The following is a 16,393-nucleotide window of genomic DNA, read 5'->3' on the forward strand; positions in this document are numbered from 1 at the left end:
ACCAAAATCGAATCTGGATCTCCGCCTGCGCCACGGCTCTCGTTAATGAATCACTACTCCAGGAACAACATCCATGTCACAATCTGAATCAAGTGAAATCCTGCTCCCCAAACTGACCCGCCGCGAATTCCGCGAGCGTATGCAGTCTGGTGAATTGAAAGCCTGCATCATCCCCGTGGCAGCCACAGAGCAGCATCTGGAACACCTGGCCATGGAACATGACTGGAGAAGCGTCATGCTGGTCGCAACCGAGGCCGCTCGCCTGCTGTCACCGGAAGTTCTGGTGGCACCTTCCATGAATATTGGAATCAGCGAACACCATATGCGACACCCCGGTACATTATCCGCGTTGCCCGGCAGCTGGCTGAGCGTACTGTTTGATACCATTCGCAGTATGCACCATGCGGGCTTTAATAACATCCTGGTGCTCAACGGCCATGGTGGAAACATTGCTCCCTGCCTGGGAATGTGGGGACAGTTCCAGCAGCGGCTGGAAATCAATCTGCATTTCGAGTCCTACTGGAATCTACTACCGGAAGAAGTGGCCCTGGCGAATCTGAAGACAGAGCGCTGGCCCGGTCATGCCCAGGAATTCGAAACGGCATTTGCCATGGCAGCATTCCCGGAGAACGTCCGGCACGACGCGATGCAGGATCAGGAAGACAAAGAACCCCTGGAAGCCACTGCAGAAGCGGGGCAGAAGATGATCGACGAGATCGTCAAACAGGTCGCCGGGTACGTCTCAGGCATGATCGATGGCAGCAATACGGTAGAAATCCCCCCGTTTCATCCCTGAGCATGAAACGGGGAGAGCCGCTTGAGCCATTATTTCGCGGGCTGACAGTAACTCAACGCCAGCAACGCATAGGCGGTTGCCAGATTGGGATCCGATTCATACCAGCGTTTCTGGGTGTTGGTCCAGCTGCCGTTTTCGTTTTGCAGCTCAGCCAGTTGATTGACCAGTTCGGCCCGCCAGTTGTGGGCCGTTCCCTGGTCATCTTTAAACTCATCAACCTGCATCGCATCCAGTGCTTTCGCAAAAGTATGGAAGTAGTAATACAGGCCCATCAGCCCCATGCCGGGATTTTCCTTCAACGTATAATGACGTCGGATCCACTCAGTAGCGGCTTTAACCCGCTTATCCTTCTCATCAACGCCGGCAAAAATCATGCTTTTCAGACCTGCATAGGTCATGCTGCCATAAGAACGCAGTCCGCCATCCGGAGTTGTCCCTGCCTGCGAAGTTCCCCCCGCTGCCGGCGTGTAATAGAAACCGCCATCGTTGACTTTCGAAGCAAAGGGCGTCGTATTAAATTCCGATTCCAGGTTCTGAGTTCGCGATACGAACACAAGCGCCTTCTGAATTGCAGGGTCGTCTGATTTCACTCCAGCCTTCCGCAGCGCTTCGATCAGAAACTGGGTATTGGAAAGGTCAGGACGCTGGTGTCCGCCGTAGCCAGCACCACCATAAAAGGTGTCGGAAGATTCGATTCCTTCCCCTTTATCCCACTGCAGACCGCGGAGAAACTTCTCTGCATTCTTGATGGTCTGATCATAACGACCATCTTTATTGGCTGCATGTAGCGCCATGATCGAGATACAGGTTTCATAGTTACGGTGATTACTTTTCGAGTAGTAAATCCCGCCATCTTTCTGAATATAACCTTCCAGTCGTTTCAGGGCTTTCGCCACAACAGGATCACTGGCGGGCACACCACTTTCCAGCAAGGCGGTCGTGACCAGTGCACTGATACCGGGCACGGTTTCAGTCGTCCACAGACCGTCTTCCAGCTGGCTGTTTTTTAAATAATTGATGCCGGCTTTCTGGATCTTCTGCAACTTCTCCGCATCGACTGATTTAGCCGGTGCATCGGCAGCAAAACTGACTGAAGCCAGCGCAGCCCAGGCCACTGCACAGATTCCGACAAAACTCAAAACTCGTCTGCTCGATAACATCAACAGTTCCTCACTCTCGTTCTTTTAAGGATATCACTCAAAGATCAGCATCATCCCTGCATTCCGGATTTCAGACGGAACTAAAAGAGAACTCAGCTCTGTGACGCCCGGGACAGAGCCTGCACCTTAAGACAGGAAAAACACTACGATGGGGTACCAGGGGGTACATACTGATTATATCCGTCCCCCATTCAGATGGAAAATGACGATTTCCGGTTTTCATAAAAATTTGTCAGCGTCATGGATAACCGTACCCTGTTTCCTCTATAATCAGCTGTGTAATTCCTGAATGCAGGGATTTCTAACTTTAATTCATTCTCCGGACTGACTCAGTACTCCACCCATGGCGACAGCAACTTCAGAACTGGACCAGGCGCAGACCTCAGCCGTCTATCAGGAAGAGGTCTATTCTAATCAGCCTCGAAAACTGAGCCTGGATATGCAGATTGAGACCCCAGAGAATGTCATTCTGACCTACCAGCTGGCAGGCCCGGCACAACGTTATCTGGCCTATCTGATTGATCTGATTATCCGCATGGTTGTCATGATTGGATTACTGATGTTCGTTATGCCGATGATGAGTCTGGTCTTGCCCGGAACCGCCCTCGGCCTGTTCCTGGTTCTGATGTTCCTCAATACCTGGGGTTACTACACGATCTCGGAAGGATTCTTCAAAGGACAATCCATCGGGAAACACTTTTGTGGTATCCGCGTAATCCGTGAGGGGGGCTACCCAATCACCTTCTGGCCCGCCGTACTGAGAAACCTGGTGCGAAGTGCCGATGCGATCATGTTCTATGGAATCGGTATCACCTCCATGCTGCTGACGCGCCGGTTCCAGAGACTCGGGGATCTGGCTGCCGGCACGGTTGTAATTCAGGAGCGTTCGCTGAAACTCCCCCGGAAACCTGTGATCCTGGATAAAATCAAACCCCTCGACAAAAATGAAATCGGCAGCTTCCTTCCGCGAGACGAAGTCCTGTCGCTGATCGACGAATTTATCGGCCGCCGCCATGTTTTGACCTATGAACGGGGGCATGCCCTGGCAGCAATTCTGGCACAAAATCTGGCCGATCGACTGCACTATTCCGGGGACCCGAAAAAAGTGACTCACTACCCCATGGCATTTCTGGCAGCCGTCTATAAAACTTTCAGCTTCAGCCAGGCCGAAGAAGAACAGGATGTGGTCTCTGAATACCTGAAACAGTCTGGCTTCGGGGAGTTCCACGATGAATAAGCATAAGTTCATTCAGCAACGCAGACCCCAGTGGAAACGATTCGAAGAATTTCTGTACGGCACCTCCCGCAAATCCCTGTCCAAACTGGAAGCGGAACAGATCACGGAATTTTCCCGGCTGCTTCGTGAAGTTTCTCACGATCTGGCCACAATTCGCTCCCGCGGCTGGGGACACGACCTGATCTCTTACCTGAACGATCTGGTCGCGCGAGGACATAACCTGTTTTATGGTGCCCCGCCCAGCAATCTCTCTGTTTTTTATCGCTATGTCTCCCTCGAATTTCCCCGTCTGTTTCGCGCCAACATCGGCTACTTCCTGACAGCCTGCCTGTTGTTCTTTCTGCCGCTGGGGATCAGCTGGTACGTGGTGCAGAACAACCCCAGTCTCGCCTCGCGGGTCATCCCCGAAGAAATCATGTCCCGCTTTGACACGATGTATTCAGACCATGGCGAGTCTGATCCGGACAATGCGAGCGAGGAGGATTCAGAGTCGGAATCAGAAGGGAGATCCAGCTTTGGAGATGAACGGGCAACCATGGCCGGTTTCTACATCAACAATAACGTGGGCATTGCACTGAAATGTTTCGCGCTGGGAATTCTACTCGGGATCGGCACCGTTTATACCCTGCTGTTTAATGGAATTTTTCTGGGAGCCGTCTCCGGTTACGTCATCAGCCAGGGACACGGTGAGCGTTTCTTAAGCTTTGTTATCTCCCACGGTTCTTTTGAACTGACGGCCATTGCCGTTGCGGGAGGCGCCGGACTGATGCTGGGAAATGCCCTGATTCATCCGGGCCAGAGAACGCGATTTCAGTCGTTACAGGTTCGCGGACTGGAAGCAGTGCAAATCGCAGGCGGCGCGGCTGTCATGCTGGTGGTAGCGGCATTGATCGAAGCCTTCTGGTCTCCTTCTGATATATCCCCCATGTTGAAGTACAGTGTCGGCGGCGTGCTCTGGTTGATAGTTTTTCTGTACCTCGCCTTTGCCGGACTCCAGTCTGATGAAGTACGTGAGTCCGCAGCTCAACCGGTTGGTCCTGAGAAACCAGGGGAGCTTCCATCGGCATGATGCGTTTCGAGAAGATCAATATCGCTCTGGTACCCCGGAAGGCCAGCAGTTGCCTGGACCTGGCGATCCGGTTCTATGGACGGTTCCTGATCCCGATCCTCAAACTCTGGGCGATCATCGCGATCCCGGCCTGCACCCTCGTGTATTGCCTCAGCTATTATTTTCTGCTGGACTTGCGGATGGCACTGACCGTGGCCTTTTTTGCCTCATCGCCACTGGGAGTCCTGCTCACCTGGAATTCAGCCCTGTTCGCGTTCGGAAACACCCCGGGTATGGGAAGCCTCAGACGCCAGTTCCAGTTTCGAATGATTCCCTTGATGCTGCTCTGCATGGCAGAGAGAGCCTTGTTCTTTATCGGTCCTGCCCTGCTCTTCTTTTCCGGCAATATGCTCGGCCTGCTGGGATTCATCTACTGTTTCTTTCCCGGCATCTGGATTCTGGTACGCAGCGGATTCCGGGTTGAACAGGCGGTCCTGGACTATGCAGGTGTGGCCTCGCAGGAAGATGCCTCGCACGATCATCGCACAAAAGATCTGATCAAAACCAACTTCGGCTCACTCTTTGGTCGGGGACTGGCGATCTTTCTGTTCTGCTACATCCTGACGCTGATCCTGTTTATCACCTTTGACTACCTCTGCTACACCCTGCTGGAGTTCCCGATCCTGATTGGACAGATCCCATACCTGCTGGACCCGAAAACCGCCGATGATACACTCATCAATATCATGCTGCTGATGACGACAGACCCCCGCGTGCTGGCCATGCTGACGGCATTCATCCTGCTGGTCTATCCCATTGGCCGCCTGGCCTGGTTCTTTACTTATATCGATCTGCGGGTGCGTCTGGACTGCTGGGATATGGAACTCCGAATGACCGAAGTCTCTGAGAATCTGACATTCAAGGAGGTTTCGTTATGACAGCCTCTCGAGTTCGCTTCCAGAGCAGAGTCTCCCTGATTCTCAGTCTGGGAATCATCCTGCTGACCCCGGGCTTACTTACTGCACAGCAGGAAAATGATTACACCGATCTGTCATCTCCTGACCAGGTGATGCTGAAGCAGGACATGCAGGAGATTCTGAAACGGCCTGAATTTCGACATCTGACCCGCGAACGCGAACTCGCTCAGGAAGCCGACGTGGATCTGAACGACTGGATCAAAGATTCTCCCCGACAAAGCAGCTATGACACCTCTGCCATCTCCGGTGTTGCCGGATTGATTTTCCTCTACCTGTCGTATGCTGCTGTGATTTGTGCCTGTCTGCTGGTTCTGTTCCTGCTCGTAAAAGCAGTGACTGGCTTTAAGCTTTCCAGAGAGCACAACATGAAATCCGACAAAACCCAGTTGCAAGGGGAGATGGTGCTGGAGGAACATGTCTCGCCCGCAGAATTAGCGGCAGCCACTTACCTCGAACGGGCACAGGAACTCGCCAGATCAGGTAACTACCATCAAGCTATCATCCAGCTACTGTATGGATCCATGAGCTTCATTGAACGCTCGGGATGGATCCGGTTCCGTAAAGGATTAACTTATCGCGATTACATGCGTGCGGCACGACCTCATGGCCTGGCCGGCGAATCACTGCGTCAGATGATTCGCACTTATGAACCCCTGGGATTCGGCCGTCGGGTCGCAACTCGAGAACACTTTGAAAGTACACTCCAGCATTATGAATCAGCCTTCCAGAAAGAAACGTGAACGCAGAAATGCGGGCTGGTTCTGGCTGGCCGCACTCTGTCTGCTACTTCCTTTGCACCTCTGGTTTCCGGAGTTCGGTACCGGTGCGCTGGACGATTCCTACAGTTCCTCCGCCAGCGGAAAAAAAGCATTTTATCTCCTGCTCGATCATGAATCGTTTCAAACGGAACGCAACCGGACTCCTCTGAGCGTCCTGCTGCAATCACTCGATTATGACGAAACCGTCTGCATCCTCGGTCCGGCCCGCTATCCCAGTCCCCTGGAATGGTCGTCTCTGCTGGCCTGGGTCGAAGAGGGCGGGCGACTGGTCATTTCAGCTAATCCCAAACATCCGCAGTTCCAGGTGGAACCGCTGGAACTCAGCGTGGAATATCTCGATGAAGTCGAACGGGAAAACATGCCGCGTGTTGAGAAAAAAGAGGATGACGAAGACAAAGAGGAATCCGATCTCAGCCTGCTGATGAAAGGCGAACACGACCTGATCGAAGCTCAGGCCTCGACCGTGTTTCCTGATGTCCCTTCACTCGTCTGGGATACCAATGCACGGGTGACCTCCGCGACGGGACAGGCCCTGGTCACTGCAGGAGAGACCCAGCAGGCCGTCCGACTGCATCATGGTCTGGGAACTGTTGTTGTCTCCGCGTCCTCGGAAATTTTTTCAAATCAGTCGATGGTAGACGGCGGCAGCGTTGCGGCATTTCGGCTCATTGAGGCTGCCGGACCTCCCGAGTATTTCGTCGTTGATGAATCACTGAATGCTTCGGGAACATCGAAAGTCGTCGCTCTGCTGATTGACCCGACCTTCCGTCCCCTGACAATCCAGCTGCTGATCACACTGCTGATTTTCGGCTGGTGGAGAAGCAATCGTATCGGGCCGATCCTCTCTTCTCACATTCTGCCCCGGCATAATATTGTTTCGCATACCGATAACGTCGGCAATTTACACTATAAAAAAGCCAACGGGCGTGCTTTACTATTCGCGTATATCAAGCAGCTGTTTTCCGAACTGAACCTCAGGCATTTCCGTGGCGAGGAACATCGCGTACTCGATCCCATCGCGAGACGTTTGAATGAAGATCCAAAGCAGATCAAAAAATTCCTGAAACAGGCTGCTCAAATCGCGAAGAGTAAAAAAGTGAATCGCCATCAGATGGGTGAGCTGATTCGGAAACTGTCTAAAATCAGGCAGGCTGCTTCGCCTGGGAAATATCAGAAGAAATAACGAGAGCCCATTTGTGATTACCTACCATTCGATCGCCAAAGTCGGCGACATTCCGGAAGGAGAAGGACGCGCCTATCATCTCGAAGGCCTGATGATCGCCGTCTTCCTCAAAGAAGGCCAGTATACCGCCATCAATGATTTCTGCCCTCACCAGGGAGCGCCCCTCTCAACCGGCTATGTCGACGAAGAGGGAGCGGTTACCTGTCCCTGGCATGCCTGGCGATTCTGTATCAAAGATGGCACCTGGCTGGATAATCCCAAATCGAAATTACAGGTTCCCGTTTACCCACTGCGAATCGAAGGGGATGACATCCAGGTGGGACTGGAGCTCCCTGAAGAAGAGGCCCCCTCGGCTCCCGCTGACTAAAGCTCGCAGGAGCCACCCGGTTCCAATACCACCGGCTCGGCAGTGGTCTGGCTTCGTACCTGATGAGCCCACGCAGCGGCGTCCTGTTCAATCAGAGGCCAGGTATTGTAGTGCATGGGGATAACCTTTTTGGGTTCGATCAGTTTCGTCGCCCGTACTGCATCTTCCGGTCCCATAGTGAAGTTATCGCCAATCGGCAGGATCGCCAGATCAACGCCTTCTTCACCAATCAGTTTCATGTCGTAAAACAGACCGGTATCAGCGGCAAAGTAAATCGTTCCATCCTCCAGTTTTAAGAGAATACCACAGGGGCTGCCGCCGTTGCTTCCGTCCGGCAGCATCGATCCATGATGGGCGATCGTCAGCTTGACGGTCCCAAAGTCATGTTGATAGGAACCACCGATGTGCTGAGGGTGCACATTTTCAATCCCCTGTTTCCCCATCCAGTCGATGATTTCGAAATTGGCAACCACCAGCGCTTTGGTGCGTTTCGCGATTTCAACGGTATCACCGACATGATCGCCGTGCCCGTGACTGACAATGATTGCATCAGCTTCGACGGCATCGGCGGAGACGCTCGCGCTGGGATTCCCTGTCAGAAAGGGATCCAGGAGAATGGTTTTTCCATTGGTTTCAATCTGAAAGGAGGAATGTCCCAGCCAGGTAATCTTTGTTGCCATGCTTGCCTCGAAGGTAAAGAGAAAGGAGTGATCCTGATTTCCGTACCTGCAAGATACAACAGATCGAAGTCCAATTTCAAGCAGTCGGTTTCATTCGCTGTGCACTGAGCCAGATCGCTCCCAGTAGAAAGCAGACCAGTGCGAAGTTCCCCAACCAACCGGACAGGAACAGCCAGCCGATCAGCCCTACCAGAGCCAAGAAGATACCGCCCCATTTTCGGAGCACCATCGAATCTCCAAAGCGGGTGACGAGCAGAATCAGAAAGATCAACAATCCTGCCCAGAAGATCGTCCAGATCAGGGCGGAACCGAAGGCAAATGTATTTTCAGGGCGGACCTTGAGTGCCAGTTTAGGATGTCCATTGACCTTGGTGAATTCCAGCTTGTGTCCCTTCAGGGGAATATCAAACTTCAGTGAAATTCCACCTGCTTGCGTCCAGCCAGCCTGTTGTACTTCAGCACCCAGCATCTCAGATTCTGCGGGAGCTGCTCCAAAAGCAGGTCTGGAACCTGGGTCGTAAACATCCCCCATCGGTTGCCCCTGGATGGCCCCCTGATTGGGTAGCATAGCTCCTCCGAAACCGCCTCCTTGCCCACGCCCTTCAGCCAGGCTGTTATCTCTCCCCCTTCTCTGGAAGGCATCATATTCCAGTGATTCTCTCATATTCTGTGTTCGATCACTGGGAGAGACACCAAATGGAGATCCGTTTTCAAAGTGTTGTCTCTGATTGAACGGGGGCTGATTAGGCATCGCCTGTTGTTGCTGCAATTCCTGCTGAGGCATCGCGAAATCATTCGCATTCTGCAGGCTCTGCTGACGGCGTAAGGCACGGCTGTCGGCAGGAGTTGTCTGAATGCCTTTCTTCCCAGGCGCCTGCTTGGGTGCTGCATTGCGAATCGTAAAGCTTTTCAGTTTGGGCAGGTCACTGGCGGTATTTGATGGAGCCGCTCCATCACCGTTTGAGGATTCAGCCGGAGCGCGATTCAACTTGTATAATGAGGCATTATTTCCGATCACGAGGCTGTTGAATGCGTCTTCGGAATCAAAATCGGAGAGTCCATTTGTATTCACCGCGTCGTTCAACATTTTATCCTGCTGTGCCTGACGCTGTTGTTCCTTACGCTGCAGCTCGCTGATCTGCTGTTTGATTCGCTGCCCCTGCTGTCTGGTCTGGGCATCGTCATCCGTATCTAACTGTTTCCCCAGTTCTTTCAGGTTGGAGATCACCCGTTTTCGCACCCGGTCACTCTTACTGCCGCTGTAAACGGAGTAAAGGTTCTCCACATCTTTCTGAACACTCGCCAGCGAAAGCTGATATTGGGTGTACTCTGATTCCGACAGAACCGGTGACATATTCGTTCGCGAGTTATCCAGTAAGGGGGTTGCCGAATAATCGTCGGGAACATAAACAGTCCACTTGGTCTGAGCGACGGGAATTCCATACTCGGCATTCTCAGCAGGTGTGACGATCCGCGGCGGTTCCAGATCGAGTGACTGTCCCTGCCAGTTGAATCTCCCCTGGGGCAAACTGGATTCCAGCCGACCGACGAGAATCAGATTGACAGAAAAAGAAAGATCAGCCGCACTCGTTTTGGGGAGTGCCAGCAGATAGATCGCCTGCTTTTGTGTTGTTTTTTCTTCACCCTTCTCTGTTGCTTCCGCGACCTGTTTCAGTAATACCGGGGCGGTTGGTACGCCTTTAACGAACGCACTCAACACTTGTGACCGTTCCGGAAGCATGACTGCCAGAAACTGACGTGACCGGTTGCGCAAGCGGTATTCCGCGTGCGTTTTCCAGCTGCCATCGTGAGCCAGCACGGTCGTCAACTGCGAAAGATTCACCGCAGCGGCGGCTCCCTGGTCTGCCTGGAACTGCTGAATCTGATACTCGGGAGGCTTACCATTCCCCTGCAGGCGAGCCAGGGTCATTGCCTGATTAGCCAGGGCATCATCGAGTGTCAGCGGCATTTCCTCACGATCGACCGTTGTGATCGATTCCGGATTCAGCAGGTTCAACCGTGCCCAGCTGTGATTCACCAGCATCAGATAATGCTGCTGGATTTCCAGTTCGGTCGTTTGTGAATCGACCTGGATGCTGGTGTCCATCACGCGTACCTGGGGAATCTCAATCTTCCCAGTCACCGGCGGTGCTTGCGTCGTTTCTGCGGTGATGAAATACGTTCCTTCAACCGAATTCTGCAGGTGAATCGTCCATTGGATGATTTCATTGCCGATTACGCGTTTGTTGATCTGTCGAATCGAATCCCCGCGGAAGTCCAGATGTTCTCCGAGCCAGGCAGGGGTAGTAAACGACAACACATCGGTTGCTGCTCCCTGAATCGACCAGCGAATCCCCACCGTATGACTGACCGACACATTACCCACCGTCGTCATCACCAGTGAGTTAGCCGTCACATTTGGCTGAGCCGGAGTGAGTTCCAGTTTGATCCACTCCGGTAACTCTGCCGAGGATCGATAAGCGAATTGAGGCAGACTCGGACGCTGTGCTTTCAACTCGGGTGATAAATCGGCAGAAGAAATCGCCCGCCAGTCTTCGAGTTCGGGGGCACGTGCTACCAAAGATTCGTCGATCCAGATTGCCAGATCACTGCGTACCGAAGCGACGGCCAGTGGTGTGGGGATCATAACCTCTGCCTGTTGCTGATTTCCCTCCCGGGGCACCACACCATCAACCACGATTTCTGCCAGGCTGGTTTTGAGCTCGGCGAATTCGAGAACCAGAACCCGCATGTCATCGGCGTTCTGCTCAATTACATACCAGTCATCCAGCCCCTGTGCCTGCACACTCAAGACGAGATAGGCTTCGGGTAGTTCCAGCACGAACGTCGATTCGGGAATGCCTTTAAGCTGATAGCGGATGCGACTGGAAATACTCAGTTTACGAGGCGAAACAAGAACTCCATGCTCAGCGACGGCCTGTTTTTCAGCTTGTTTTCGGGAAAGGAAGAACTGAGTCTCCACGGGTCGACGCGAAAACCGGTAAGCCCATTGGGGCTGCAGAGTGTGGCCTGCTATTTTCCAGACCGGAGATGCGGTTTCCGGATTCACATACTTCTGAGTATCGATTTGTATCGCTCCGGATATTTTCTCCGGACGAATCTGAAACTGAGGCTCTGCGTAGACGCCGATGGTCCCAGTTTCATTTGTGATGGTTTCAGGAACAAACTGGGGCAGGTTGAGCGAACGATTCTGCTTTCCAACAGACAGCGACTGAAACGCTTCCACTTTGACGCGTGTCCCATCTTTGATATCGCGTCTTAAAAAGACTTTGATACGTCGATCATCTCCGGTCCCCACCATTTCCCAGCCGCCCACATCGGGACCGGTTACGGACTGAATGCGAATGTCCCCGGGAACCTTCAATAATGCCTGGTTAATCGTCCCCTGTCGCACCTGATATTGATGCAGACTGTGCAGCCGCAGCCCCGCGTCTTGGACGACCGCTGACAGACTGGTATCACAATGTACAATGCCTTGAATCGCACCCCGCTCTTCTGCCTGACGCCAGGAAATCTGCAGTTGGCCTCCCTGGTCTACAGGCAGCTCCAGGGTCGATTTACCTGCTGTTGTCTGTTTCCGATAAGTGGACCGGGTTCCCGTGATGCTGACCTCCGAAGTCGCATCGGGAAGATCGAGTGTCAATCGCCCACTGGCCACAGGCAGGAGATCAAATTTGAAACTTCCCGCTGTCCCGCTCTGTTGTGCGGGCAGATCCAGTTCCAGATCGAGGATATGCAGTCCCGCCTGTGCAATCACGATTGAATACATTGTTTGTGAAACAATTTTATCACTGGAGAATTTGTGTTCCGGATGAGTCAACAAGGTGGCCGACTTTCCATCGAGCTGGGCACTGCTGATGGCCGCTTTCCCTAAAGGCAAGGCGACTGTCACCGGCTGTGAACCAACCGTGTGGATGACCAGACGTCCTTTGACATGCACGACCGCCTGTCCGGTTTCCGCTCCCGGTTTTATTTCTGCTGCATAGAGTGCCTGACTGACAGTTCCCTTTGAAGTTGCCTGCTGATCGACGGGTTCATCCGGATACGCTGCATTCCAGAGTTTTCTGAATTCATCCTGCGGCAGAAAGATGCGTTGTGAGTCGAGCGGATCAGTGCCTGCTTCGTAAGGGATCACCAGGTTTTGAGGCAGGCTGGGGACAGGAGGGATTTCTTTAGTCTGAGCTACTCCATTTACTGGAGCTCCCACACAGAAACTAAGCAGGAGCAAAGTGGTGACCGTCGCCTGTTTCTTATCTGCAGAAGCATTCCAGCGACAGCATTCCCGTCCCAGTTTGCCGATCATCCATTCCACACTCCAGCATAAACCGACCAGCAGCGAACCAACAAAAAGACCATCCAGAATCGGCTGTACTCCTGCAGGCAGAAACGCACTGCAGGTGATCGGGAGAAAAACACCCAATAACAGCACCAGGCAACGCTGCAGACACGTCCGGCTCCGCATTAACCAGCCCAGCCAGAGCACTCCGACCATCATAATCAGAAACAGTCGACGATTGATTTTCAGGGCCTGCAACGTCACATCCAGCGACAACCCGGATTTATGTGGCTCGCCGTAATACTGAAATTCCAGTGAGCGATAACCGTCCGGAGCAGGCAGTGGTGCGACAACCGAAAGTCGACCTCCCAGCGCTTTCGCCGGAGCAGGAGGATACTCTGCCTCTTCGATTAAACCTTCCCCCGCAGCCACAGAAGCCGGCTTGCCCTGCATACCTCCAGCCAGCCTGTCGGATTTGGCTTTGCCATCTCGAGCTTCCGATTCACCAGACCGATTCATTTCCTCAGTTTGCGAAGTCGGTTCCTTGAGTTTTCTCGTCAGCCCATCGACTTGTTGCCCTCTTTGAAAACTTTGGGTAGGAGCCGTCAATGGTGCTGGTGTTTCACCGGAGTTCGGTTCGAATCCCAGTTGAGTTCCACCTGTCAGATCACTCTGCGTTGATAACTCAATCTGTCGCATTTCAGCTTTAGACATGGAACGGCGTGCTGCTTCTCGTGACTGCTGCACTGCAGGCAGCATGAGTGCGATGACGATGCAAAGCAGGATAAACCCGCCAAACAGGGAAATCACGACGTTGACCCCACCCCTGCGATAAGAGTAGACACTCACTACAGCAATCAGCAGCGCACCACAGGCAGCCAGAACGCGCCCGCCCATCTCGCGGATTGGCACAATTGAGAGGTGCTGACGGACCCGTTCGATCATCCCCGGGCGTCCCAAAGGCTGGTCGGGGACAAAGTCCCCGGTGCTGTCGGTAATGAAAGTGTCCTGGGGATACAGAATCGTCCAGGCCTGGTTCAAAATCTGTAGCGGCTGGATCTGTCCGGCTCCGTCAACAACGGCGACCTGCGGAGGTACTGCAGAGAGTCGATCTTTCCATGCCACGTTTCCACGATTCGCATCATAGAGAAGTTTCAAGGTATACGTGCCATCGGTCTGGCTATCCGCAGTCACGGGGATCATGAAAGCAGCACCTGTCTGACGTACCTCAACCGGGGTTCCACCAATCTGGGCCGACAACAGTTCTGCACCCTCGGGAAGTGTGACCTGCAGAGCCTGGATCCCGACAGCAGAAAAGTCGAGTGCAGCTTCGTTCTGAACTTCTCCTGCAGAGCCCAGCACGCTTTGAATCTGAAGCTGATGCGCAATCGCGGTGGGTACAGCCGTCTGATTGAAACGGGTTTCCTGGACCTGTATCTGATGACCGGCGCCCACAAACCGGAATGCAGCAACAATGCGTTCTTGGGGCACGTAAGTGATGGGGGCAGGTAACTCGGCGGCATCGATCGAATTCAAAGCCTGGCCTCGAACGCCGGTCGCTTTAATCTGCAGACGCTGATCACCTTCCGCTTCGAATGCAACTTCTCCATACTGACGATCTGCAGACATGATCTGCAGTTGCGGAATCTGCACAACCTCTCCTTCGGGGCGAGGTTGTTCAACGGTTACCGTCAGTGTCTGCTTACCACTCAAGCGACGATCCATCTTCAATTTCCAGACGCGTACCCCGTTTTGTGGTTCTTCGGTTGCCTGTTCAATGATGCGTCCTGCGGAATCGATTAATTGAAACTGCAGATCGGTACCCACACTTTCCGGCAGGGCGACCATCAAAGACCGGAAGCTCCCGCGTTCGACATTGAGAGTTGCCTCATAGTGTGAGAAGAGCGTGGTCTGATCGAGCCGGACATACTGCAGATGATGTGCGGCCATTTGCAAAGGTTTTCGGGAAACAGTCAGGCTGCCTGAATAGCTGTTGTCCTGATATTGATACCCGAACCGCATATTGGGAATACTTTCCTGCATCGGCTCCAGACCAGTCAGTTCACTGGGAACCAGATCCCAGTCACTCTCCGCGTTGATGACCAGAGTTCCCTCCAGGATTTTGGCCTGGGGCAATTCAATTTGAGGCAAGTTGAGTAGCTGACCTTCCGTTTCAGGGGGCCAGTTCTCCAGATCGCGATGTGCGGTGATAATCACACGTGCTTCCTGGTTAGCCGGCAGTGCATCCGGGAAAGGAAGGCGTATCTGTTTGGAACCCGCTTCACGCGATGATTCTTTCCAGTCGATTGGCTGATCTTGAAAAGTCGCTCCCAGAATGGTCCACTCGGCAGGGAGGTTTGCTTCAAACTCAAACATGGGAGCAAACAGGCTTTCCACCGTGGTCACCAGGCGGAGATCCATTCCCTGTTCATTGATGTCGATCACGGTAGATGCTGCCATCTGCACCTCGGAACGTTTTTCCTGCGTGATCAGTGAAATACGAAAATCTTCCTGCCAGAAATCGAAATCCAGGCCCGGCCCTGTCGTCTGTCGCACGGGAGTTCTTTGACGTGTCGCCGGTGCAGCCTGGGCTTTGCGTCTGACGTTTCGCGTTCTTTCGACCTGGAGCCGAACTCCCGGCGGGTAGCGGATCAGAATTGAACCGACGTGGGAATTGACCTTCTCAATGAACAAATCAGGAACATTCCAGTCTTCATCCGTTTCCGTGGTCATGACGCCCCGGCAGATGATCTGTCGTTCGCCCTCGATCGGCTGCCGATAATTCAGGGTAATTTCAGTCCTGTTACGATCCCGCATGCTGTCATTCAACGTCCAGGATTCCAGTCCCGTTGATTCCACACTGACAATTTCCAGGGACTGGGGCACACTCAGAATCACCCGATCCAGCGACTGTCCGTAGATATTGAGCGTGGTCTGCGCCTGCCATGCGACTTTACCGGGACTGACAGAAACACCAATCCCACTCTGTGCGAATATCAGAGAATCGTTGGTCTGCTGCTGCGACTGCTCGGTGATTTTGATGCTGACCTTTCCATCCCCCCCCACCGGGAACTCATAAGCGGCCAGTTCTCCCTCCTGGAAAGTGGATTTCACCTTCAATTCGTTAACCACCAGGTGCCGATCAGCGGGGACTTTCATTTTGAACTGACTGGGCACACCGGGCAGTAACTGAAACTGGGAGACCTGATCACTGCCAACCGTATTGAGAGGAGCTGAAAGCTGTAGTTCCAGTAGATGTTCCCCTGCCCCCTTGCTGAATAGCTGCAGTTGCGAATTCTTTCCTGACTGCCGGGCGAGCATGGCAGGCTTCCCGTCCAGTTCCGCCGATTCCACAGCCAGTCCCTGCAGAGGCAATTCGACAGCCGTCAGTTGTTGAGGGAACTGGCGAATCAAAATGCGGGCTTTAATCACGAGTTGCCGATCTGAGAGAGTCGCCTCGTAGGCAGCACCATAAATGACAGATCGTGTATCAGGCAGACCTGTCCCACCGGTATTGGCTTCCGCCTGTTTCTTGAGAGACTCATACTGCGCACGGGGCAACAGCACACCGCTGCGGTCACGTGACATTAATGCGTCCAGTTGATCCAGAGGCAGATAGACGGCTGTCTCTGGCCAGTGAGGAGGCTTCGGTGCGGGCATTGACTGTTTTGGTTTGACAGTCACTTTCTTACTGTTCGTTTTCTGGGCGGGGAGTTCCTGAGTAAACCACGTCGAGAGGCATCCCAGGCAGACTGTGATCGCCAGTGCCAGATTCAGAAATCGGCGTATTTCAGACACACCAGTAACAGCAGGTGCGGATATCGTTTTTGATTTTATATTCATGGCGAACCTCATGCAGTTAGTCGCTC

Annotated in this window: 10 protein-coding genes; 7 read left to right on the top strand and 3 right to left on the bottom strand. The window is 53.2% G+C overall.

Annotated elements, in window-relative coordinates; genetic code table 11:
* Positions 1–73: 73 nt before the first annotated feature.
* Positions 74–796: a creatininase family protein gene (locus FYZ48_RS05150; RefSeq protein ID WP_149338202.1), complete on the top strand. Its 723-nt coding sequence runs from the start codon at positions 74–76 to the stop codon at positions 794–796.
* Positions 797–825: 29 nt separating this feature from the next.
* Here the strand turns inward: FYZ48_RS05150 and FYZ48_RS05155 are convergent, their stop codons facing one another.
* Complete coding sequence (locus tag FYZ48_RS05155) at positions 826–1,956, bottom strand: prenyltransferase/squalene oxidase repeat-containing protein (RefSeq protein WP_149338204.1); 1,131 nt, start codon at positions 1,954–1,956, stop codon at positions 826–828.
* A gap of 343 nt (positions 1,957–2,299) precedes the next feature.
* On the opposite strand from FYZ48_RS05155, the gene FYZ48_RS05160 reads away from it, so the two are divergent.
* From FYZ48_RS05160 to FYZ48_RS05185, 6 genes are read left to right on the top strand one after another with little or no spacing between them, the layout of a single operon-like run.
* Positions 2,300–3,193 (top strand): RDD family protein, encoded by an 894-nt coding sequence (locus FYZ48_RS05160; RefSeq protein ID WP_145044737.1) that lies wholly within the window; start codon positions 2,300–2,302, stop codon positions 3,191–3,193.
* Positions 3,186–4,262 carry a stage II sporulation protein M gene (locus FYZ48_RS05165; protein WP_149338207.1) on the top strand — a complete coding sequence of 359 codons (1,077 nt, stop codon included), beginning with the start codon at positions 3,186–3,188 and terminating at the stop codon, positions 4,260–4,262. The genes FYZ48_RS05160 and FYZ48_RS05165 overlap by 8 nt, the downstream gene beginning before the upstream one ends.
* On the top strand, positions 4,259–5,179 hold the full coding sequence (locus FYZ48_RS05170; protein ID WP_149338209.1) for a hypothetical protein: 921 nt from the start codon (positions 4,259–4,261) through the stop codon (positions 5,177–5,179). The genes FYZ48_RS05165 and FYZ48_RS05170 overlap by 4 nt, the downstream gene beginning before the upstream one ends.
* On the top strand, positions 5,176–5,958 hold the full coding sequence (locus FYZ48_RS05175; RefSeq protein ID WP_149338211.1) for a DUF4129 domain-containing protein: 783 nt from the start codon (positions 5,176–5,178) through the stop codon (positions 5,956–5,958). The genes FYZ48_RS05170 and FYZ48_RS05175 overlap by 4 nt, the downstream gene beginning before the upstream one ends.
* Positions 5,930–7,180, top strand: a complete 1,251-nt coding sequence (locus FYZ48_RS05180) for a DUF4350 domain-containing protein (RefSeq protein WP_187781877.1) — start codon at positions 5,930–5,932, stop codon at positions 7,178–7,180. Before FYZ48_RS05175 ends, FYZ48_RS05180 begins: the two co-directional genes overlap by 29 nt.
* 13 nt (positions 7,181–7,193) lie before the next feature.
* The gene (locus FYZ48_RS05185) at positions 7,194–7,547 is read left to right on the top strand and encodes a Rieske (2Fe-2S) protein (RefSeq protein WP_145192179.1); all 354 of its coding nucleotides are present in this window, start codon (positions 7,194–7,196) and stop codon (positions 7,545–7,547) included.
* Here FYZ48_RS05185 and FYZ48_RS05190 read toward each other — a convergent pair.
* Positions 7,544–8,227 carry a metal-dependent hydrolase gene (locus FYZ48_RS05190; RefSeq protein WP_149338215.1) on the bottom strand — a complete coding sequence of 228 codons (684 nt, stop codon included), beginning with the start codon at positions 8,225–8,227 and terminating at the stop codon, positions 7,544–7,546. The genes FYZ48_RS05185 and FYZ48_RS05190 overlap by 4 nt on opposite strands.
* A 76-nt stretch (positions 8,228–8,303) precedes the next feature.
* Positions 8,304–16,367 carry a hypothetical protein gene (locus tag FYZ48_RS05195; protein ID WP_149338217.1) on the bottom strand — a complete coding sequence of 2,688 codons (8,064 nt, stop codon included), beginning with the start codon at positions 16,365–16,367 and terminating at the stop codon, positions 8,304–8,306.
* Positions 16,368–16,393: the final 26 nt, after the last annotated feature.

This window comes from Gimesia chilikensis (assembly GCF_008329715.1).
GTDB classification, from domain to species: Bacteria; Planctomycetota; Planctomycetia; order Planctomycetales; family Planctomycetaceae; genus Gimesia; species Gimesia chilikensis.

What these genes read in the sequence shown, in the direction of transcription:
- FYZ48_RS05195 (WP_149338217.1), bottom strand. Translation starts at nt 16,367, where the DNA reads ATGAATATAAAATCAAAAACGATATCCGCACCTGCTGTTACTGGTGTG.
- FYZ48_RS05150 (WP_149338202.1), top strand. Translation starts at nt 74, where the DNA reads ATGTCACAATCTGAATCAAGTGAAATCCTGCTCCCCAAACTGACCCGC.
- FYZ48_RS05190 (WP_149338215.1), bottom strand. Translation starts at nt 8,227, where the DNA reads ATGGCAACAAAGATTACCTGGCTGGGACATTCCTCCTTTCAGATTGAA.
- FYZ48_RS05180 (WP_187781877.1), top strand. Translation starts at nt 5,930, where the DNA reads ATGAATCAGCCTTCCAGAAAGAAACGTGAACGCAGAAATGCGGGCTGG.
- FYZ48_RS05170 (WP_149338209.1), top strand. Translation starts at nt 4,259, where the DNA reads ATGATGCGTTTCGAGAAGATCAATATCGCTCTGGTACCCCGGAAGGCC.
- FYZ48_RS05165 (WP_149338207.1), top strand. Translation starts at nt 3,186, where the DNA reads ATGAATAAGCATAAGTTCATTCAGCAACGCAGACCCCAGTGGAAACGA.
- FYZ48_RS05155 (WP_149338204.1), bottom strand. Translation starts at nt 1,956, where the DNA reads ATGTTATCGAGCAGACGAGTTTTGAGTTTTGTCGGAATCTGTGCAGTG.
- FYZ48_RS05175 (WP_149338211.1), top strand. Translation starts at nt 5,176, where the DNA reads ATGACAGCCTCTCGAGTTCGCTTCCAGAGCAGAGTCTCCCTGATTCTC.
- FYZ48_RS05160 (WP_145044737.1), top strand. Translation starts at nt 2,300, where the DNA reads ATGGCGACAGCAACTTCAGAACTGGACCAGGCGCAGACCTCAGCCGTC.